A 20,914-nucleotide genomic window follows, 5' to 3' on the forward strand; every position below is an offset into this window, starting at 1 on the left:
ATTACAGAGACAGAGGTGGAAGTTATGGGAGTTGGAGCTGTATTGGCATTGAGTGTTCCATTTGTGGCCGTACTTGGATGGATTTCAGCTAATCAATTTGAAGGATTTTTTCTGAAAAACTGGAGAGATAATGAGAAAGAGTACAAGATATATGATGATTCTGTGCCAGCCAGAGTTATGAAAACTGCTTTTTACCAGAAAGGATATTGCAAAGATCTGGCGTTCACTGCTTTGATGCTTGCAATATGCACAGCGGTCGGATTCTGCTTTTTTAAGCTTGGATTTACAGATACGAATATTGTCATGATATATATCCTGGGGGTATTGTTGACTGCAGTGGTTACCAAGGGGTATGTATATAGCGTTGTAAGCGCATTTCTGAGTGTGCTGTTGTTTGGCTTCTTCCTGACAGAACCGCGGCTTTCTTTTCAGACTTATGCAGTGGGATATCCGGTGACATTTGCGGTAATGCTCCTTGCTGCAATTATTACCGGTACACTGGCTGCCCAGTTAAAAGCACATGCGGAGGTGTCATCCAGACAGGCATTTCGGATACAGGTATTGTTTGATACGAACCGCCTGATCCAGAGGAAAAGAGATGAAAAAGATATCCTCCGTACAACGTGTGAACAGCTGACCAAACTATTTGATTGCAGTATCGTTGCCTATCTTGTGGAAGATGACAGGCTTTCAGAGGGGACGGTTTATGCCGGCGGAGCAAGAGGAAAGGATATCAGACTGCTGGAAGCGTCAGAACATGCGGCGGCAGAATGGGTTCTGAAGAACCGGAAAAGTGCCGGTATCGGAACCGATTACTGCAAAGAGGCAAGAAGCCTTTATATGCCAATCTGTAAAGAAGATAGTGTCTACGGCGTAGTTGGTATACCAATGACGCAGAAGCCTCTGGATTCTTTTGAGTATAGTACGGTACGTTCTGTGTTAAATGAATGTGCACTTGCTATGGATAATGTGCATCATTTAAAAGAGATGGAAAAAGCGGCTGTGTTGGCCAAGAACGAACAGCTACGTGCAGATCTCCTCAGATCCATCTCACATGACCTGCGCACACCGTTATGTGCTATTTCCGGCAATGCAGATACGCTTCTGCATAATGAGGAAGGGATTGATGATGCCACACGAAAACAGATATACACAGACATTTATGATGATGCAGAATGGCTTGTCGGAGTGGTAGAAAATCTTCTGTCTGTTACAAGACTGAATGATAACCGGCTGAAACTGAACATGACAGATCAGCTGGTAGATGAGGTAGTGGATGAAGCGGTACGCCACGTCAGCCGTCTGGGCAGAGAGCATGTTATCGGCACAGATTGTGAAGAGTTATTACTGGCGCGTATGGATGCGCGGCTTATCATACAAGTATTGGTTAATTTGATCGAAAATGCAGTTAAATATACACAGCAGGGTTCTAAGATACAGATCAGTGCCCATAGACAGGGGGATAAAGTCTGTATCCGAGTGTCAGATAATGGAGGGGGCATCCGGGATGCCATGAAGCCGCATGTGTTTGAAATGTTCTATGTCGGTAAGACCACGGTTGCAGACAGCCGTCGAAGCCTTGGTCTTGGACTTGCACTTAGCAGATCCATTGTAGAGGCACATGGTGGAGAACTGACCCTGACAGATAATCAGCCACATGGCTGTATTTTCTCTTTTACATTACCAGTCAGTGAGGTGACATTAAATGAATAAAACATTGATATTGACAGTGGAAGATGACAGACCGGTGCGCAATCTGATCGTCACGACGTTAAAGACGCATGATTATAAATATCTGACCGCAGAAAACGGAAACGAAGCTGTCATGGAGGCAGCATCCCATAATCCGGATATCATACTTCTGGATCTTGGACTTCCTGATATGGATGGTATTGAGGTGATTAAAAGAATCAGAACATGGTCCAACATGCCGATTATCGTGATCAGTGCCAGAAGTGAGGAATCTGATAAGATCGAGGCGTTGGACGCAGGTGCAGATGACTATCTGACGAAACCATTTTCCGTTGAGGAGCTGCTTGCCCGTCTGCGAGTGACCGAACGCCGGTTAAAACTGATGCGATCAGGAACGGAAGCAGGGGCATCGGTATTTATAAATGGGGACCTGAAGATCGATTATGCGGCAGGCTGTGCTTACCTGAAAGGGGAAGAACTGCACCTGACGCCGATTGAATATAAGCTGCTCTGTATTCTGTCGCATAATGTGGGGAAAGTTCTGACGCATACGTATATTACGCAGCAGATATGGGGAAGCAGCTGGGAAAAGGATATCGCATCGCTCCGGGTATTTATGGCGACACTGCGGAAAAAACTGGAGGCAGATTCTGGCTCTGCACAGTATATCCAGACCCATATCGGTATCGGTTACCGCATGCTGCGGGTAGACTGAGCTGACATAAGATTCATCCTGAGTACATGGATAGTATCCATATCCGGACAGCAGTAAAGTGCTGTCCTTTCTTTTGGTATTATGGAAACATTGCAATAAGACAAAAATAATTTGAAATCTTACGTAAAACTTGTTATTATTTAAACATGTGTGATAATGCTATTGTACGATTTGCGTAATTTATAAAAATTAGCCAATTCGCCTTATTGACGCCTATATAACAATAGAAGTATAGTAAAAATGACTAAAAATAGGTAACAGTACCTAGATACAGGAGGGCATAAATATGGCAACAGATTATCAGGAGGCAATTCGTATACTTTCAGAACAGGAGAAGATCCTGCAGTTTGATTCATTTACCAGTGAGGACGCATGGAAGCTTGGCAATATTATGGTAGAAGAGATTAGGAATCAGGGGATCGATCTTACTGTCAGCATTCGCAAAATGAATGGACATATCATATTTGCATATGCATCAGAGGGTGCAAATCTGAATCACCAGAACTGGACAGACCGTAAGTTTAACATGGTAAGTTATATGGAGTGCAGTTCACTTCTTGCAACAGCAAGAGCGCATTTCCTTGGAAGAAGTCTGGTAGAGGATTTTGGACTGAACTACGAAGAGTATAAGCTGTGCGGCGGCGGATTCCCGATCCGTGTGAATGGCTGCATGACGCATGTGATCACAGTGTCTGCACTGGCGCACGAGAAGGATCATGCGTTCATTGTAGGATGTCTGGAGAAATTCCTTGGCAAGAAAGCACCTGCTATGGATATGGAAATTCCAATGTTATAATGATAGAATAGATAGCATACAGAGGCAGGAATTGGAGGTACTTGAGAGAATGATGGGGAACGAGAATGCGAATCAGATGAACTTTTTTTCAGAGATGTCTGAATATCAGATTACGGCGAGGGAGTTTTTCAGTACCGTTCTTTTGGATAGTCTGTACCGCAATTTTGGCTTTAATGATATTTTGATCTCTTATTTTGATACCCATGGCAATTTCCTGTCATGGACGAACCGAAGCGGTGCACTGCTAGACTATGAAGGTCATCCTTACCGCAGATTTATGGAGAATGATGTAGTGCGTTATCGTATTTATATTGAGGCTGTAAGAGATCACCTGACCTATTTCAATGTGGAGCCAAGGCTGTACAAGGCAACGGATGTGATCGGAGAAAAGGATTATGAGAATTCACCATATGTCCGTTTTCTGGAAGAGAATTTTCGGAAGCACTACAGTGTGACACTTGCTTTTGGAATCAATGCGTATATTCAGGCAGCATTCTTCAAGAGCAGGGAAGACGGTGATTTTACAGAACAAGAGATCGAGGAATTGAAGGAAATTTATGTATATGTAGCCAATTCCTATAAGAACTTTAAAAAGTATGAACAGGCGAAGATTATAGCGAACATTCAGAGTGAGATCATTGCATCAGGGGAAAAGGCATTTCTGGTGACAGATGATTTTACACATGTGATGAGCTACAATAAGACCGCCCAGCAGTATCTGGTAGATATTCTTGGCGAGGCAATGGTGGAACACATTGACAGCTCTACGCCGTGCAGCTGGTTGCCATTCCTGCTTGGAGGCGAGGAGGATGTACAGGCTGAGGACCGTGTGCAGACTCGGGTGATCAAGAATTATATCTTTAAGATATATACTTATGATCAGACCTATTCCAATGGAATTATTGACCGGTATCACTGGATTACGATTTCGAAGAAGAAGGAGCAGTCGGTGTCAGCGTCACCGGCACCGAAGAGCATCAGTGCAAGCGGAGAGTCGCTTCTGACTCATGCAGAGCAGAGGGTAGCGGAACTGATGTGTCAGGGACTGACTTATAAGGCGATCGCAGACGAACTGGTGGTAAGTTATCATACCGTTAAGAAACATGTACAGAATATTTATTCCAAGTGTGGAATCAACAGCCGTTATGAACTTTATAAATGGATGGAAGACCAGGCACAGGAATAATAAGGCATAGATTGAGAAAGAGAGGCACTCCGGATGGAGCATCCACACGAAACAGGGAAAAAAGCATCTGATGCGAAGAGCGTTAGCAAGACACTGGCAATTTTGTCTACATTTGATGAGCGTACACCGATGCAGAGAACATCTGACATTGCTGCGCGGCTGGGGATGAACATCAGTACCGTGTCCAGACATTTGAATACACTTCTGGACTGGGGATTTTTGCGAAGAGATGACGAGACGGGATGCTATTATCCTGGAACACAGATCATATCCCTTGCAGGTGCAGCTCTGCAGGACAGCGATGTGTACCGTTATTCATTTCCGGAATTACAGCTTCTTTCATTCCGCTATGGCGTACACAGCCATATGAGTGTTCAGGATGACACGGAGATCATGCACCTGATCAGCTGTTGCTGCGAGCATACGATGGATCTGTTTGTGCCGATGGGACACAGACAGCCGATGTATTGTTCTGCTATGGGGCGTATCATGCTCGCCTATATGCCGGAAGCAAAGGCGGAAGACATCTTAAAGAGAAGTAACAGAGAAAAGAGAACACCGGATACAAAAGTAGGTGTGGATGAGATTATGCAGGAGCTTAAGAAGGAACGTCAGCAGGGTATCTGCCTTCTGGTCAACGAACTGGCTTATGGCAAGGGGTCTATTGCAGCACCGATCTTAGACCGTGACCGGAATCCGGTGGCAGCGATCAGTGTCTCTACCAGCGCAAATGCGCTAAGCCAACCACAGAGAGAAGCAGAACTTAAAAAAGCGATTAAGATCACTGCGTCCAGAATATCCGGCAGACTGGGTTACTACCCATATTAACAGACTGGAGATATATTATGAACGAACATGCAACACGGCTGCGGCTCCTTTTTGTGGGCAACAGCCATACTTTTTTTAATGATATGCCAGAGATGGTGGCAGAACGTTTCCGAAAGGATGGATATGACTGTGAGGTGGCAATGATCGCTCATGGAGGCTGGTCGCTGAGTCAGCTTGTGGAAGAACCGGAAGTACAGTTTAATATCCGTTATGGACATTATGACTATGTGATGCTGCAGGATATGTCGAATCCATTCGAATCCGAGAGAAGATTTATAAGATCGATAGCCATACTGGTGCAGTGGATCAGAGAGACGGGGGCGAGACCGATCCTGTATCTTCCGTGGACCAGATGTGACGGAGAAGACAGACAGGCTGCAATGACAGCTTCTTATAAGAAAGCATCCGCAGAATATAAGGTGCCGCTAGCTCCGGCAGGAGAGTTCTGGTGGGAGTACCGGAGAGAACATCCGGAGACCGAGATGTATTATGAAGATGGCACGCATGCTTCAGAGGCAGGATCTGAATTCGCTGCCGGATACATTTATTGTACAATTCTGGCAGATATGAAACAGAATATGGAACAGAAGCAGTAATCTGATTGGATTATATAGAGAAAAGGGATCGATACGTACACGGAAGTGTGGCGTACCGGTTCCTTTGTTTTTATACGAATACATTTACACTTTTATACAAAATAGACAAAAAATAATGGAAAAATCATTGTGAAATGCATAACATTCACATACTGTTTTGAAAATGCATGATGAAATACGAAAGTCGGTTGCATATACTGCAACTGATAACCAAAATGTGAAATGTAAAATCGCGATTCGTAATCCTGTTTTGAACAATGCGAAGTGTCGGGAAAAAGCTTGTATCGAGCCGAAATATATCTATAATTTATTTCAGAAACAAGTTTTGTCAGCCGGCAAATGACGAAATTTAAAAAGATTTTATTTCTAAAAGGAGACTAAATTATGGACACAAAAAAAAGACTGATCTATTTGATCATCGGACCTGTCCTGTTTGCGATCGCTTCAGTGGCACTGAAGGGTGCGCTCGGAGGACCTGGAGCAATGGCAATCGGTACTTTATTATGGATGGTATTCTGGTGGGCAACACAGCCAGTCAGCCTGACAGTTACAGCATTCCTTCCGGTTGGTATTAACGCATTGTTCGGTATGGTAGAACAGAGCGGAGTTATCGCTCAGTATGCATCAGGAAGTATCATCCTAATCTTCGGTTCTTGTTTGCTGACGATTCCGTGGGCAACAACAGGACTGGACAAGAGAGTTGCTCTGAAGGTACTTTCATTGGTAGGACCTTCTATGAAATCTCAAATTACCGTATGGCTGCTTGCAAGTATGATCTTCTCATCCTGCTTGCCTAACGTAGCTGTATGTGCACTGTTTACACCTATCGCTGTAGCTATGATCCATGCCGCAGGATATGAGGATATCAAGAAAGCAGCTCCGGCAGTTCCGATTCTTCTCTGTATTGGATGGGGAGCCGGACTTGGTGGTGTAGGTTCTCCACTCGGTGGAGCCATGAACGTAGCTGCTATTTCCTTCTTCCAAGAGCTATCAGGACATGAGTTCATGTATGTAGACTGGATCGTACGTATCCTTCCGTTCTTTATCCTGACAGCAATTGTTACACTTTTACTGATGTTCTTCTTCTTCACACGTAAAGGTGAGAAGCTGGAAGGAACAAAGGATTACTTTGAGAAAGCTTATGCAGAGCTCGGAACTATGAAGAGAGACGAAAAGATCTGTGGAACATTGTTCCTGTTAGCAATGGCTGGTGCATTTGCTCGACCACTGTTTGCAAAGGCACTTCCATCACTGGAGCCTGCTTACATTTTCGCAATCCTTGGTGCGCTGTCATTCGTTATCACATCAGCTGATAAGAAGAACCCAATCCTTACATGGGAACATGCTCAGAAAAATATGCTGTGGGGCATGATGCTTCTGTTCGGTGGCGGTCTTGCACTTGGTAATATCGTAAATGGTTCAGGAGCCGGAGCAGGTATCGCAAAGGTTATCACAGATATGCACCTGACAAGCGACCTTGCAATCATCGTAGTATTTGTACTGTCAGCAGTTCTGATCTCAGAGCTTACTAACTCTACCGTATCAGCAGCTGTAACAATTCCGATCATCCTGACACTGTGTACAAACCTTGGACTGAATCCGGTACCATACTGGTTCATTACAGTAATGGGTTACAATGCAGAGTTCCTGCTTCCTGTAAGTGTGCGTGCTATCACGGTAGGCAGTGGACTGGATGCAAGCAAGCAGATGAGATATGGTATTCCATTCGTAATTGTAAGAGCACTGCTTGCAATTATCGTTGGTTATATCTTCCTGAAGTTCTGGCCAATGTTCGGACACCTGTCATACATGTAAGATAAGGCAGAATTGATTAATGGTTACAACGCTGGTGTTGAGGAGCATCAGCGTTGATATAAAAATGTTTAAAGTATGGATTCTATTAAAAATTTAAGGAGATGAATGAAATGAGCACAGTTGAAGAATTAGTTGCACGTTCAAGAGAGGCGCAGAAACAGTTTGAGTTTGCTACACAGGAGCAGGCTGACGCAGCGGCACGTGCCGTTTGTAAGGCAGTGTATGACAATCAGGAGATGCTCGGTAAGATGGCGGCAGAGGAATCGCGTATGGGTGATGTAAACGACAAGATCGCAAAATGCCGTAATAAATCTGCTCTGATCTGGGAGAGTTTAAAAGGAAAGAAATCAGTAGGAGTTATCCGCAGAATCGAAGAGAAGAGAATGCTTGAGATTGCAAAACCGGTAGGTGTTGTATGTGCGGTTCTTCCGTCTACGAACCCAGTTGTTACACCAATGGGCAATGCGGCAGCTGCATTAAAGACACGTAACTCTATTATCTTTGGACCACATCCGCGTGGAATTAATGTTTGTAAAGTAGTTGTAGACCTGTTCCGTAAAGAACTGGCTAAACTTGGATTACCAGAAGACCTGGTACTGTGTCTGGAAGAAGTATCACTGGAAGACAGTAATAAACTGATGAGCATGGTCGATGAGATCGTTGCTACAGGTGGTCCTGGAATGGTTAAGGCTGCTTACTCAAGTGGAAAACCTTCACTTGGTGTAGGCCAGGGCAATGTGCAGGTTATCGTTGACAGAGATGTAGATATCGCAGAAGCATGCGGTAAGATCATCGCAGGACGTCGTTTTGATAACGGACTGATCTGCCTTGGTGAGCAGACAGCATTTGTTCCGGAAGAGAAATTTGATGAATTTATCGCAGAGTTCCGCAAACAGGGCGGTTACTATGCGGAAGGTAAAGAAGCTACTGATAAACTTCGCGAAGGTATCTTCCCAGGCGGCGGCCCGATCAACCGTGATGTTGTAGGTCTTAGCGCAGAGAAGATTGCTGAGAAGCTTGGAATCGAAGTACCGGAAGGAACAAAGGTTCTTGGAGCTACAGCTACAGTAGTAGGTAAGGGAGATGACCTTTGCCGTGAGAAACTTTGCCCGGTTATCAACATCATGCCTTATGGCACATTCGAAGAGGGTGTTGCTAACATGGTTAAGAACCTTGAGTTCGAAGGAAAGGGACACAGTGTTGCAATTCACTCTAACAATCCAGAGCATGTTGAGTACTGTGGAATCCATTGCTCAGTATCTCGGTGTATCGTTAACCAGCCAGCAGGTACAACCGGTGGCGGAAGCCCGACAAACGGATACCCTCCGACAACAACACTTGGTTGTGGATCATGGGGTAACAACAGCTTCAGTGGTAACTTTAACTACGAGCACTTAATGAATATTACACGTGTTGGATATCCATACGAAGAATCTTATCTTCCGGATCCGGCAAAAGCATGGGATTAATTCCTGATGCAATTATGAAATCGGCTTTGATTTACTCCTAATATGTATATTGAAATTGTCATAGCACCATATTAAGTTGTGGTGCTATGACTCTAAAGAAAGGATTATTTATGGACTATTTAGAGATTGAAGGAAAAGCGCAGCTGGAAAGATACGGCATCCGTACAAATGGTGGCGTCATTCTGGAGGGCGATGAGATCCCACCGGAAGTTACATTTCCTTGCGTATTAAAGGGACAGATTCAGGCAGGACACCGTGGACAGCACGGAGCTGTAAAGGTTGTTAAGACACCGGAAGAACTGCTGAAAGTAAAGAAAGACATTGAGAAGATCACAATTAACGGAAAACATATGGAAGGCATTATTTCCACAGGATTCCTTCCAATCGCAGAAGAGTATTATCTGGGACTGACACTGGATGTTAAGAACCGTGCACTGGTAATGCTGTATACACCATTTGGAGGAATGGATATCGAAGATCTGGCAGCAAATTCACCGGAGAAATTGCTCCGCTTTGACTGCACAGCAGGATTCGATGAGAAAGCATTCCGTGAGGCAGTTGCCAAGTTTGAACTGCCGGCAGAAAGACTGGATAAGTTAGTAGAGATCGCTGAGAAGCTGACAGATGCATGCTTCGGTCTGGATGCAACAACAATCGAGATCAACCCACTGGCTGTTCTGGAAGATGGAGAAATGGTTGCAATCGACTGTAAGCTGGTTATTGATGATAACAGCTTATATCGTCAGGGAGATTATACATTACTTCCTCGTACATCACAGAAGAAATCTGAGCAGGAACTGGAAGCTCAGAAGTATGATCTGACCTATGTAGAACTGGATCCGGAAGGAGATATCGGAACTATGGCCGGAGGAGCCGGAATCGGTATGGCTACGATGGATACCATCAAACACTATGGCGGAACAGTTAACAACTTCCTGGATCTGGGCGGCGGTGTTACAGCTGAAAAGACTTACCAGGCTATGAAGATCCTTCTTCAGAATGAACAGACAGATTATGTATTTGTAAATGTATTCGGTGGAATCAACAACTGCGCAGATATGGCAGAAGGTATCAGCCGCGCATATACAGAGTTAAAGAGCACCAAGCCGGTTGTAGTTAAGAGCCGTGGCTTTAATCAGGAGCAGGGTTGGGCTATCTACGAGAAACTGGGCTTTGAGCAGACAAAATACGGAACAACCGATGAGGCTGCTATGAAATTATTGAAATTAAAGGAGGGCAAATAATTATGAGTATTCTGATTGATAAGGACACCTCCATGCTGATCATCGGTATCACTGGAAAACAGGGACGTATTCATTGTAAACATATTCTTGACACAGGAAGCAAGTTGCTTGCGGGAGTGGCTCCTGGAAGAGGCGGACAGGAAGTAGAAGGAGTGCCGGTATTCGAGACTGTTGCAGAAGCAAGAGAGAAATTCCCGGAGATCGAGGCTGCTATGCTGATCGTTCCGAAACAGTTCGTAAGAGATGCTGCATTGCAGGCGTTGCGAGAAGGTATCAAATTACTGGTTATCATCACAGAGTTCGTTCCGGTTATGGACGCACTTCAGATTGTACATGAAGCGAAGACTCTGGGAGCTAAGGTGATCGGACCTAACACCATCGGTGTTATCTCTCCGGGTAAATCCAAATTAGGTATCATGCCGGAGTATATTTATGGAAAAGGCCACATCGGTATCATTTCCCGAAGCGGAACCCTGACACATGAGACAGCATCCAACCTGACATTCAAGGGTTATGGACTTTCTACCTGTGTTGGTATCGGTGGAGATTCTATCATTGGTATGAACCATGCAGATGTTATCGAGGAATTTGCAAAAGATGACGAAACAGATGCAATCGTACTGATCGGTGAGATCGGCGGATGCAGTGAGGAGCTTGCGGCAGCTAAGATTAAAGAGCTTGGACTTAAGAAACCGGTATGCGCATACATCGCTGGTATGTACGCACCGGAAAACAAGAAGATGGGACATGCCGGAGCTATCGTAAGCGGTGGTATGGGAACTGTGAAATCCAAAGTAGCAGCTCTGGAAGATGCAGGAGTTACCGTTTGCCCGACGCTTGGCAAGATCGTTGAATTTATGGAAGAGTACAATACTCGTACCAATGGCAGGTTAAAATCTCTTGAACCACAGATCGATTAATCGCCTTCTAATATCGAAGAGTAGTGGTAATGGGGAATGTTCCCTATGCGTATGGTAGGGGATGCCCTAAAAGAGAGAAAAAAATAATCCTGATACCCGATTTTAAGAAAAAACATTTGTTGATATAATTTTAACAAATGAAAGACGCGGATGAAAATCCGATGAAAAAGTGATTGGGAGGTAGCATCATGGAACAGCTTACAGGCAATGTGTTTAATATTCAGAGATACACAATTCATGATGGACCGGGACTCCGAACAGAACTGTTTTTAAAGGGCTGCCCACTTCGATGTAAGTGGTGCAGTAACCCGGAAAGCTGGCGGCTTCACAGTGAGCCTGGAATATATCAAAGCAAATGTATTTCCGGTAAACTCTGCGGGGCATGCCAGGATGTCTGTCCGGAGGGCGATATCTTCACATTCAGCGAAGATGAAGATAAGCTGATAGGTATCGACCGGACCAAATGCAGTAAGTGCATGAAATGTTATGACGAGTGTCCGTCAGATGCGATCAAACTCTGGGGCAAGCACATGACCGTTGAAGAGTGTATGGATGTGATCCGACGTGATAAAGGGTATTATGACAGATCTGGCGGCGGTGTGACCGTATCCGGTGGTGATCCGCTGGTACAGAGTGATTTTGTGGCAGCATTGTTTAAACAGTGCAAAGAGGAAGGCTTTCAGACCTGCCTGGAATCTACATTTTATTCAAAGTGGGAAGAGGCAGAAAAGATACTTCCGTATACAGATATCATCATCTCAGATCTGAAGCATATGGATACAAAAGTCCATAGAAAATGGACGGGAGTACACAATGAGAGAATACTGGAGAATCTGAAGCGGATTACCGATGACAATCGGGAGTTCATTCTGAGAATTCCGGTAATACCTGGTATAAATGATGACAAGAAAAATATAGAGGCAAGCGCAGACTTCATATTGAATGAATTACAGGGAAGAATCAGAGTATTACAGCTCCTGAGCTTCATGAGATTAGGGGAAGAGAAATACGCTTCGCTGAATATGCCGTATCAGATGGATTTTATCGATCTGGATCGTGAGTCATTTACAGAACATGTCAATGAAATCGCCGATTACTTTAACAGCAGAGGTATTCACTGCGTAGTCGGGACGAAGGAAAAGGAATAAATATTGTTAAAATATTTACGCAATAAAGGACAAATATTTTTAAGGAGGCAAAAACAATGAGTATGACGAACACACACACAACCGCATGTGGTACTGAGCCATTTGACAAGAATTATTGTATTGGTTATCAGGTACACCATGAAGACTGGTCACCATTCCCGCGTGTCAATCACCTGCGCCAGACATTTCTGGATGGAAAGTACTGGATAGATATCGAGAGATTGAGACTGGTTACAGAAACTTATCAGAAATATGAAAACAAACTTCCTCGTAAAGTTCTGTGCGCAAAGGCATTTGAGAACATTCTTCTCAACTGCACACTGTACATTTACGACGAAGACCTGATCGTAGGCGAGATTGCAGCACCTGCAAAAGCATCTCCGATCTATCCTGAGTTTTCTGTAAACTGGATTATCGAAGAGATTCTGAACTCTCCATTTGAAGAGCGTGCGCATGATCAGTTCTACATCAGAAATGATGAGGAGAGAGCTGAGATCGTTGAACTGTGTAAATGGTGGCAGGGACGCAGTGTTGCTGACATGATCGAAGCAAGACTTACAGATGATCAGATCAAAGGATCTGAGGCTGGAGAGAAGATTTTCCAGACCAACCTGTATCACTATGCAGGAGCAGGACATCTTTCACTGGACTACAGCAGATTGATGTCACTTGGTTTCGACGGACTGATTGACGAGGCTAAGAAGTACAAAGCGGCTCTTGATATGAGAGATGTTGAGTACAACAACAAAGTAGAGTTTTACGATTCTGTTATCATTACATACGAGGCAGCTAAGAAATACATCGAGCGATATGCAAAACTTGCAGAAGAGAAAGCAGCAGTAGAAAAAGATCCTAAGAGAAAAGAAGAGTTACTTGGTATTGCTAAGAGCTGTTATGAAGTAGCCGGACCGGCTCCAAAGACATACTGGGGAGCAATGCAGTTGTTCAACGTAGCTACAGAGCTTCTGAAAGTTGAAGGAAACGGACATTCTATTTCTTACGGACGTTTCGACCAGTGGCTGTATCCATTCTACAAACATGATGTAGATAACGGAATCATCACAAAAGAGTTCGCTCTTGAACTTCTGGAAGTTGAGTACGTTAAGATGAACAACGCTACGAAACTGAAAGATAAAGGAAGTATGGCACTTCGTAACGGACGTGGATTCGGTGGTGAGTCCCTGACTGTTGGTGGTGTAGACAAATACGGACATGATGCAACCAATGATATGACAATGCTCTGTCTGGAAGCATCTGTGCACACACGTATGATGAACCCATGGCTCTGTGTACGTATGCACAAAGATACACCATACGAACTGCTCATCAAGACAACAGAGTGTATCCGTGCCGGATATGGTCATCCGAAGCTTTTCAATGATGAAACAGCTATTAAGGGTATGCTGAGAAAAGGTATGAGCCTTGAGGAAGCAAGAGATTACATCTGTGTAGGATGTGTAGAGATCGACCTTCCGGGTAAAGAGTACGGATGGCATGATGCTGCCTACGTTAATACACCAAAGATGATGGAAATGGTTATGAACGGCGGCCGCAGCATGAATACCGGCAAACAGTTGGGACCAGATACAGGAAGCCTTGAGACTTACAAGTCATTTGATGAGGTGCTGGAAAGTGTTAACGCACAGTTCAAGTATTGGACAGATCAGATGTGCTCAAGCCTGTGCATGATCGATAACTGCCACAGAGCACGTAAACCGCTGCCATATCTGTCAGGATTCTATGAGGACGCTATGAAGTCCGGACATGACCTTACAGAAGGGGGAGCAAAATACAACGGCATCGGACCACAGGCATCCGGACTTGCTACTTCTACAGATATCCTCTGCACGATCAAGCAGTTGGTATTCGAAGAGAAGAAGTGCACAGGTGCAGAACTTCTGCAGGCTGTTAAGGATAACTGGGTAGGTCACGAGAAACTGTACGCATATGTAAATAGCTCAAAAGTACATCACTATGGTAATGACGATGATTACGCTGATGAACTGTTCAAGTTCATGTTCGAGTGCTACTGCAAGAACGTAGCAGGAAGAACAACTCCACGTGGAGGACAGTTCAACCCAGGTGTTTACTCAGTAAATGCGAACGTAGCAATGGGTCTGAATACCAATGCTTCTCTGGACGGACGTAAGAAAGGTGAGCCTATTTCAGAAAACATGGGACCTGTACATACAGCATTCAGTTCTCATGATATCAGTGGCCCGACAGCTCTGGTTAACTCACTGACTAAGGTTGACCATTCACTGGCTTCTAACGGAACGCTGATGAACTTAAGATTCCCACAGGACGCTGTAAGCGGAATTGAGGGAAGAGATAATCTTGCAAACTTCATTGAAGAGTACATTAACAAGGGTGCTATGCACGTTCAGTTTAATGTCATGAGTGTTGCTACCATGAAGGCAGCTCAGAAGAAACCGGAAGATTACAAAGATATGCTGGTTCGTGTGGCCGGATACAGTGCATACTTTGTAGAACTTGGTAAACCGCTTCAGGATGACCTGATCGGACGTACCGAGCTTCACTTCTAAGACTTCCAGGCAGAAGGCTTGCAACAGATTATACATAATATAACTGCTTATTGTTAAATATGACTGGATGAGTCATTCGTTTGACTCATCCGGTGAAGAAGGAGATTAATATAATGAAAGATTTTAGATTTAAAGTACCACAGAACATCGAATTTGGAGTAGGAAGCCTGAAGAAACTTCCTGAGATTTTAAAAGAGAACAATTCTGAACATGTATACCTGGTATCTGATCACGGTCTTGAGAGCATCGGAGTTGTTAAGAAAGTACAGGACATCGTTGAAGCTGGCGGACTGACATGTACTACATTCCTTGATGTAGTTCCGAATCCGACAGTAGATGTTGTTAACGCTTCTACAAAGATGTATAAAGAGAGCGGAGCAACAAGTATTATCGCTCTTGGTGGTGGTTCTTCTATGGACGTAGCTAAGGCTACAGGCGTACTTGCTACATACGGCGGAGAGATCAATGACTACGAAGGTCTGTACAAAGTACCGGGACCGATCGTACCGATGATCGCTATTCCTACAACAGCAGGTACAGGTAGTGAGGTTACTGCTTCTGCAGTTATCACAGACGAAGCAAAGAACTTCAAGATGTCTGTAATCAGCTATGAGATTCTTCCAAAATATGCAGTACTTGATCCGGAACTTATCATGACAGCTCCGGCATCTATCGCAGCATCATGTGGTGTTGATGCTCTGATCCATGCAATGGAAGCTTATGTATCTAATTTTGCATCTCCATTCTCAGATGCAATGGCGGAAAAAGCAATGGAACTGATCGGTGGAAATCTTCGTCGTTTTGTTGCCAATCGTAAGGATGAGGAAGCAGCATGCGCTATGATGGTTGGTTCTACATTTGCCGGTATGGCATTTGCATGGGCTAAGCTTGGTAACGTACACGCTATGAGTCATCCGGTAAGTGCTTACTTCCATGTACCACATGGTGTAGCTAATGCAGTTATCCTTCCTACTGTAGTAGAGTACAATGCACTTGCAGACAACGGACGTTATGAGAAGATCTACAACTACATCAGCGAAGACAAAGAACCTGTAATTGATTTCACACCAGATATGCTGGTTGATGAAGTTAAGAAACTGAACAAGGATCTGGGAATTCCTTCTTCACTGTCAGAAGTTGGTGTTACAGAGGATAAGATCGAAGCTATGGCGAAAGATGCAGTAGCTCATCCGAATGTACTTGCTAACCCAAGACAGACCAACCTGAAAGAAATGATTGCTCTTTACAAAAAAGCGCTTTAATACAAATCTAATCTTTAAAAATAACTAATCTCACTTAATAAATATGTTTGGCTTTAACGTATGAAAAACAGAGGGGTGGAGGCTGTGGCAGGTCTTCGTACCCTCCGTTTTACTTTAGAGGAGAACTATTATGGATATGACAATTGATGAATTTTACAAGCAGCTCAGCAACGTATACGAGACAGGCAGCCCGGAAGCTGTGGAATTATACTTAAATGACCGCCTGAAAGAAATGTCCCATGGCTGTGATATGTGCTTTGAGCCGATGGAGATCACGGTAAACAACGAACTTGGATCCTTCTATCGTGGCATGGGACAGTTTGACAAATCTGCGGAGTTCTTTGAGATAGCAAAGCGTCTGGTATTTGTGCATATCGGAGACAAGACGGTGCAGTATGCGACCGTACTGAATAATCTGGCAGGAACATACCGCCTGGCAGGCAAATACGAAGAGGCAGCAGATCTGTTTAACGAAAGTGCACTGATCTATTCCACAACGATCGGAAAAGATAATTCGTATTATTGCAGCATTTTAAATAATCTGGCATTGGTATATCAGGATATGAAAGAGTATGACAAGGCAGAAGAGATGTTGACAGATGCATTGAAGTCATCCAGAACACTGGAAAACAGCGCGATGGATGTGGCAATCACCTACTCAAATCTTGGCGCACTGTATCTGGAAATGGGTGATTATACACGAGCAGAAGAAGATCTCAGAGAAAGTGTCGACATCTATGAGCGGTTAGATACCAATCATCAGGTACATCTGGCATCCGTTTACAATTCCCTTGGAATCCTGTATTATAAACAGGGTAAGCTGGAAGAGGCAAAAGAAGCTTATCAGCAGGCACTGGAACTGACCTTATATCATTATGGTAAGAACCATGAATATGAGATTCTCTGCAGAAATATTGCTGCGATTGAGGAAGCAGTCCGTAATGCCTGATACATAAGACAGGATGTGAATATTATGAAATATCTGATTATTGGTGCCGGAGGCACAGGAGGACCGTTAGGCTTTTATCTGACAAAAGCCGGAAAAGATGTGACGCTGATCGCACGAGGCGCGCATCTGAAGGCATTAAATGAACATGGACTTACGATGGATCGCCTGTGGAATGGAACCACAGAGAACATTCCGGTAAAAGCGGTGGATATGGAGCATTACGATGAGCAGCCGGATGTGATACTGGTGTGCGTAAAAGGATACTCTCTGGATGATACAGTACCATTTATCCGTAAGGTTATGAAGAAGAATACCATTGTGATTCCGATTTTGAATATCTATGGCACTGGCGGCAGGCTGCAGAAGCAACTGCCGGAGATTCTTGTAACAGATGGCTGTATCTATGTGGCAGCAGCAATCAAAGAGCCAGGTGTATTAGAACAGTACGGCAAGGTGCTGAGCCTTGTATTTGGTGTGCGGGATCAGTCAGAAACTCGTCCGGAACTGGAAGAGATCCGGGCAGATCTGGAATCCTGCGGTATCCGAGCACTTCTTTCACATCATATTCAGAGAGCTGCACTGGAGAAATTCTCCTATGTGTCACCGATCGGTGCGGCTGGCTTATATTATAACGCAACGGCAGCAGATTTTATGAAAGAAGGAGCACCGAGGGAAAGCTTTAAAGAAATGATCCGCGAGATCGGAGCGTTGGCAGAAGCAATGGGTCATCCATTTCACAAGGATATGGTGACGAGAAATCTGGAGGTGTTATCCACACTGGCACCGGAAGCAACAACTTCCATGCAGAGAGATGTTATGGCAGGCAAGCCGTCGGAGATTGACGGTCTGGTGTATGAAGTGGTAAGACTCGGTAAGGAATATGATGTGCCGGTACCGGAATATGAAAAGGTGGCGAAGAAGCTTGCTGGAGAAAGGTAATCAATTTATAGAGAAATGGATGGCGTTTGTGACGCCGTTATGCATGCTGGTGGGCATCAGCTTCCCGGATGTGGCAGCACATGGGCTTCCGTATGTGACGTTGGTATTTGCGTTTATCACATTTACCGGTGCATTAAAATCCGAATTCAAAGACGTATTGCGGGTATTCCATGACCCGAAGCCGCTGCTCTGTATGCTGGTGATGATCCATGTGGTGATTCCGGCAGTAGCATGTGGTGCAGGACATCTGTTCTTCGGCTCTGACCCTTATGCGATCACAGGTATGGTACTGGAATTTTCCGTACCGACAGCAGTGGTAGGACTTATGTGGGTAACCATTTATAATGGTAATAATCCGTTGTCCCTGTCGTTGGTTGTGATCGATACGATCCTGTCACCGTTTCTGATCCCGGTTACACTCCGGGTGTTGGTTGGCTCACAGGTGGAGATTGATGCGACGATGATGATGCGGCAGTTAATATTTATGGTGGCACTTCCGGCAATCGCGGCCATGGTGCTGAATCAGGTGACACACGGTGCAGTGAAGAATACCTGGCCAAAGAAGCTGGCATTATTTTCTAAATTTGCGTTAATGTTTGTGGTAACATCCAATTCTTCAAAAGTAGCACCGTATGTACGGCATATGAATTTGGAAAGGGTGGCGATCGGTGCTGCGATTCTTGTGCTGGCTACAGGCAGCTATGCGTTGGGCTGGGGTGTGGCGAGAGTCCTTCACCAAGATAAAGAGACCACAATCTCTATGATCTACGGAACCGGAATGCGCAATATCAGCGCGGGAGCGGTTATTGCAGGCGCATGCTTTCCTGGAGCAGTCATGTACCCGGTGATGATCGGAACGCTGTTCCAACAGGTGTTAGCGGCGTTCTATGGCAAGGTGTTGGTATCTAAGCTGGAATAAAGACATTAAAAAAAGATGCGCAGGAACGCATCTTTTTTATGTCTTTTATACAGTTGTAAACAAATCAATTACCTGTCCGGTCATGACGAACGGAGCATCTGCCAACAGATAGACGATTGCTTTTGCTACGTCTTCTGCGTTGCCCATTGCTACACCGTCCTGACCAACGGAATGATTATATACGCGCTGTCCCGGTGTATCTACGATACCAGGCGCTACGGCGTTGCACTGGATACTGTATTCTTTGGTCTGGATCGCAGTTGTCTTCGTCATAGTAACGATACCTGCTTTTGCAACTGCATATGCACCCATCTGAGAGGCGATTCGTCCCATACGGGAAGACACGCTTACAATCTTACCACTATGCTGTTTGATCATTTCTGGAACGACTTTGTTAATGCAAAGGAACGGAATGCGAAGATTGGTCTTGATGATCTGATCCCACTGTTCCTCAGACCATTCCCAGATCTTGATTGCCTGGTGTTCAATATTGTTATAGATCTCTTTAGGATATCCACCGGCATTATTGACCAGAATATCGATTTTACCGTATTTTTCTATAACAGTATCAACCATAGACTGCACCTGTTCACCGTCTGTCAGATCTCTTGATAGAGAAATGGCTGAGCCGCCGTTATCCTCGATCATCTTTACAGTTTCATCCAGATCTGTCTGCGTTCTGGCAACGGCTACAACAGTAGCCCCTTCAGCAGCGATAGCGAGAGCAGCTTCGCGTCCAATACCTTTACCTGCTCCTGTGACAATAGCAATTTTTCCACTTAATTTGTTCATGATAAATATGTCCTCCTTTAATTTGCTCTGTTTTGTTTATATCATCCGCTTAGGCTCATCAAAGAATTGAAGAGAGGATGGCTCTGCATAACTGTTTCCAATATCGTGTAACAATACCAGATTCAATGTTCCGTGCATATTCTTCTTATCTAAAGAAATGGCTTTGGTCAGACTGCCGAGCGGTAATCCGCATTTGTGTGGCAGTCGGTAAATATTCAACACGTTTAATATTCTTTCAGCAGTGCCGGCTTCTGTCAGTCCACGTTCTTCAGCAATGCGGGTGATCTGATACATACCGATGGCAACTGCTTCACCGTGAATCTGCATCTGGTAATTGAAATGCTGTTCAATGGCGTGTGCAAGTGTATGTCCAAAGTTCAGCAGCATACGTCTGCCGGTGTCGAACTGATCTTCTTCTACAATCTCGCGTTTGATGTCTACGCATCTGGTAATTACTTCCGGAAGCACCTTTTTCAGATCCTTAAAGGAAGTGTGGGATGCCAGTGTCTCAAAGAGGTCCGCATCTTCAATACAGCCATATTTGACGACTTCGCCCATACCGTCGATGATGAAACGCTCACTCAGTGTGTCAAGGACTGTAGGATCGATCAGTACCAGAGATGGCTGATAAAATGCACCGACCAGATTCTTGCCCTGTGGAAGATCGACAGCAACCTTGCCGCCCACGGATGAATCTACCTGTGCTAACAGAGAAGTAGGAATCTGCACCAGCTTGATGCCGCGCATATAGGTAGATGCTGCAAATCCTGCGAGGTCTCCGATGACACCGCCACCCAGGGCAATGATCATGTCGGTTCTGGTAAAGTGAGCCTCGGCCATAGCTTCGTAGATCTGAGGCAGAGTCTGGAAGTCTTTGGTCTGTTCGCCGTGTGGCAGTACGATATGATAACATTCCCAATCAGCAAGTCTGGCGGTCAAAGCCTCTCCGTAGATCGGATACACGATATCATCAGAGATGATCATAATTTTGTGACCACGAAAGGCTTCGTGGATATAAGTATCCGCCTGACTCAGTATGTTGTTTTTTATATAGATCGGGTAGCTGTTGGCTCCCAGATTTACAGTTAATTTCATGGG

Annotated in this window: 18 protein-coding genes; 16 read left to right on the plus strand and 2 right to left on the minus strand. The window is 44.6% G+C overall.

Annotated elements, in window-relative coordinates; all coding sequences use genetic code 11:
- Positions 1 to 24 precede the first annotated feature (24 nt).
- The 16 genes from DWZ93_RS08275 (at position 25) to DWZ93_RS08350 (ending at position 19,024) form a co-directional block, all read left to right on the plus strand.
- A complete protein-coding gene (locus tag DWZ93_RS08275) occupies positions 25 to 1,713 on the plus strand; it encodes a DUF4118 domain-containing protein (protein WP_118452556.1) in 1,689 nt (562 codons plus the stop codon).
- On the plus strand, positions 1,706 to 2,407 hold the full coding sequence (locus DWZ93_RS08280; RefSeq protein ID WP_118452557.1) for a response regulator: 702 nt from the start codon (positions 1,706 to 1,708) through the stop codon (positions 2,405 to 2,407). Before DWZ93_RS08275 ends, DWZ93_RS08280 begins: the two co-directional genes overlap by 8 nt.
- A 286-nt stretch (positions 2,408 to 2,693) precedes the next feature.
- Positions 2,694 to 3,203, plus strand: a complete 510-nt coding sequence (locus tag DWZ93_RS08285) for a heme-degrading domain-containing protein (RefSeq protein WP_118383974.1) — start codon at positions 2,694 to 2,696, stop codon at positions 3,201 to 3,203.
- Positions 3,204 to 3,252: 49 nt separating this feature from the next.
- A complete protein-coding gene (locus DWZ93_RS08290; RefSeq protein WP_243061222.1) occupies positions 3,253 to 4,389 on the plus strand; it encodes a response regulator transcription factor in 1,137 nt (378 codons plus the stop codon).
- Positions 4,390 to 4,422: 33 nt separating this feature from the next.
- The gene (locus tag DWZ93_RS08295) at positions 4,423 to 5,217 is read left to right on the plus strand and encodes an IclR family transcriptional regulator (protein ID WP_118452558.1); all 795 of its coding nucleotides are present in this window, start codon (positions 4,423 to 4,425) and stop codon (positions 5,215 to 5,217) included.
- 17 nt (positions 5,218 to 5,234) lie between these two features.
- Complete coding sequence (locus tag DWZ93_RS08300) at positions 5,235 to 5,813, plus strand: SGNH/GDSL hydrolase family protein (protein WP_118452559.1); 579 nt, start codon at positions 5,235 to 5,237, stop codon at positions 5,811 to 5,813.
- Between the two features lie 384 nt (positions 5,814 to 6,197).
- Entirely contained in the window at positions 6,198 to 7,628 is a 1,431-nt protein-coding gene (locus DWZ93_RS08305; RefSeq protein WP_118452560.1) for an SLC13 family permease, read from the plus strand.
- A 110-nt stretch (positions 7,629 to 7,738) separates the two neighbouring features.
- Positions 7,739 to 9,097, plus strand: coding sequence for an aldehyde dehydrogenase family protein (locus DWZ93_RS08310; protein WP_243061225.1), 1,359 nt, complete (start codon positions 7,739 to 7,741; stop codon positions 9,095 to 9,097).
- 110 nt (positions 9,098 to 9,207) lie between these two features.
- On the plus strand, positions 9,208 to 10,341 hold the full coding sequence (locus DWZ93_RS08315; protein ID WP_118383969.1) for an ATP-grasp domain-containing protein: 1,134 nt from the start codon (positions 9,208 to 9,210) through the stop codon (positions 10,339 to 10,341).
- Positions 10,342 to 10,343: 2 nt separating this feature from the next.
- Complete coding sequence (gene sucD / locus DWZ93_RS08320) at positions 10,344 to 11,261, plus strand: succinate--CoA ligase subunit alpha (protein WP_118383968.1); 918 nt, start codon at positions 10,344 to 10,346, stop codon at positions 11,259 to 11,261.
- A gap of 188 nt (positions 11,262 to 11,449) precedes the next feature.
- Positions 11,450 to 12,409: a (2S)-3-sulfopropanediol dehydratase activating enzyme gene (gene hpfH / locus DWZ93_RS08325; RefSeq protein ID WP_118383967.1), complete on the plus strand. Its 960-nt coding sequence runs from the start codon at positions 11,450 to 11,452 to the stop codon at positions 12,407 to 12,409.
- A gap of 56 nt (positions 12,410 to 12,465) precedes the next feature.
- Complete coding sequence (gene hpfG, locus DWZ93_RS08330) at positions 12,466 to 14,955, plus strand: (2S)-3-sulfopropanediol dehydratase (protein ID WP_330421747.1); 2,490 nt, start codon at positions 12,466 to 12,468, stop codon at positions 14,953 to 14,955.
- 113 nt (positions 14,956 to 15,068) lie between these two features.
- Positions 15,069 to 16,217: an iron-containing alcohol dehydrogenase gene (locus DWZ93_RS08335; RefSeq protein ID WP_118383966.1), complete on the plus strand. Its 1,149-nt coding sequence runs from the start codon at positions 15,069 to 15,071 to the stop codon at positions 16,215 to 16,217.
- Between the two features lie 130 nt (positions 16,218 to 16,347).
- Positions 16,348 to 17,166, plus strand: coding sequence for a tetratricopeptide repeat protein (locus DWZ93_RS08340; protein WP_118452562.1), 819 nt, complete (start codon positions 16,348 to 16,350; stop codon positions 17,164 to 17,166).
- A gap of 24 nt (positions 17,167 to 17,190) precedes the next feature.
- Positions 17,191 to 18,105 (plus strand): ketopantoate reductase family protein, encoded by a 915-nt coding sequence (locus DWZ93_RS08345; protein WP_118452563.1) that lies wholly within the window; start codon positions 17,191 to 17,193, stop codon positions 18,103 to 18,105.
- Positions 18,089 to 19,024 (plus strand): bile acid:sodium symporter family protein, encoded by a 936-nt coding sequence (locus DWZ93_RS08350; RefSeq protein ID WP_118452564.1) that lies wholly within the window; start codon positions 18,089 to 18,091, stop codon positions 19,022 to 19,024. The genes DWZ93_RS08345 and DWZ93_RS08350 overlap by 17 nt, the downstream gene beginning before the upstream one ends.
- A 45-nt stretch (positions 19,025 to 19,069) precedes the next feature.
- On the opposite strand, the gene DWZ93_RS08355 is transcribed toward DWZ93_RS08350, so the two are convergent.
- Together DWZ93_RS08355 and aroB are read right to left on the minus strand one after the other, a co-directional pair.
- Entirely contained in the window at positions 19,070 to 19,816 is a 747-nt protein-coding gene (locus DWZ93_RS08355) for an SDR family NAD(P)-dependent oxidoreductase (protein ID WP_118452565.1), read from the minus strand.
- A gap of 36 nt (positions 19,817 to 19,852) precedes the next feature.
- Positions 19,853 to 20,911 carry a 3-dehydroquinate synthase gene (aroB, locus tag DWZ93_RS08360; protein ID WP_118452566.1) on the minus strand — a complete coding sequence of 353 codons (1,059 nt, stop codon included), beginning with the start codon at positions 20,909 to 20,911 and terminating at the stop codon, positions 19,853 to 19,855.
- Between the last annotated feature and the right edge of the window lie 3 nt (positions 20,912 to 20,914).

The organism is Dorea sp. AF36-15AT (assembly GCF_003477705.1).
In the GTDB taxonomy this organism is placed as follows: Bacteria; Bacillota; Clostridia; order Lachnospirales; family Lachnospiraceae; genus Claveliimonas; species Claveliimonas ammoniilytica.

What these genes read in the sequence shown, in the direction of transcription:
- DWZ93_RS08275 (WP_118452556.1), top strand. Translation starts at nt 25, where the DNA reads ATGGGAGTTGGAGCTGTATTGGCATTGAGTGTTCCATTTGTGGCCGTA.
- DWZ93_RS08280 (WP_118452557.1), top strand. Translation starts at nt 1,706, where the DNA reads ATGAATAAAACATTGATATTGACAGTGGAAGATGACAGACCGGTGCGC.
- DWZ93_RS08285 (WP_118383974.1), top strand. Translation starts at nt 2,694, where the DNA reads ATGGCAACAGATTATCAGGAGGCAATTCGTATACTTTCAGAACAGGAG.
- DWZ93_RS08290 (WP_243061222.1), top strand. Translation starts at nt 3,253, where the DNA reads ATGATGGGGAACGAGAATGCGAATCAGATGAACTTTTTTTCAGAGATG.
- DWZ93_RS08295 (WP_118452558.1), top strand. Translation starts at nt 4,423, where the DNA reads ATGGAGCATCCACACGAAACAGGGAAAAAAGCATCTGATGCGAAGAGC.
- DWZ93_RS08300 (WP_118452559.1), top strand. Translation starts at nt 5,235, where the DNA reads ATGAACGAACATGCAACACGGCTGCGGCTCCTTTTTGTGGGCAACAGC.
- DWZ93_RS08305 (WP_118452560.1), top strand. Translation starts at nt 6,198, where the DNA reads ATGGACACAAAAAAAAGACTGATCTATTTGATCATCGGACCTGTCCTG.
- DWZ93_RS08310 (WP_243061225.1), top strand. Translation starts at nt 7,739, where the DNA reads ATGAGCACAGTTGAAGAATTAGTTGCACGTTCAAGAGAGGCGCAGAAA.
- DWZ93_RS08315 (WP_118383969.1), top strand. Translation starts at nt 9,208, where the DNA reads ATGGACTATTTAGAGATTGAAGGAAAAGCGCAGCTGGAAAGATACGGC.
- sucD (WP_118383968.1), top strand. Translation starts at nt 10,344, where the DNA reads ATGAGTATTCTGATTGATAAGGACACCTCCATGCTGATCATCGGTATC.
- hpfH (WP_118383967.1), top strand. Translation starts at nt 11,450, where the DNA reads ATGGAACAGCTTACAGGCAATGTGTTTAATATTCAGAGATACACAATT.
- hpfG (WP_330421747.1), top strand. Translation starts at nt 12,466, where the DNA reads ATGAGTATGACGAACACACACACAACCGCATGTGGTACTGAGCCATTT.
- DWZ93_RS08335 (WP_118383966.1), top strand. Translation starts at nt 15,069, where the DNA reads ATGAAAGATTTTAGATTTAAAGTACCACAGAACATCGAATTTGGAGTA.
- DWZ93_RS08340 (WP_118452562.1), top strand. Translation starts at nt 16,348, where the DNA reads ATGGATATGACAATTGATGAATTTTACAAGCAGCTCAGCAACGTATAC.
- DWZ93_RS08345 (WP_118452563.1), top strand. Translation starts at nt 17,191, where the DNA reads ATGAAATATCTGATTATTGGTGCCGGAGGCACAGGAGGACCGTTAGGC.
- DWZ93_RS08355 (WP_118452565.1), bottom strand. Translation starts at nt 19,816, where the DNA reads ATGAACAAATTAAGTGGAAAAATTGCTATTGTCACAGGAGCAGGTAAA.
- aroB (WP_118452566.1), bottom strand. Translation starts at nt 20,911, where the DNA reads ATGAAATTAACTGTAAATCTGGGAGCCAACAGCTACCCGATCTATATA.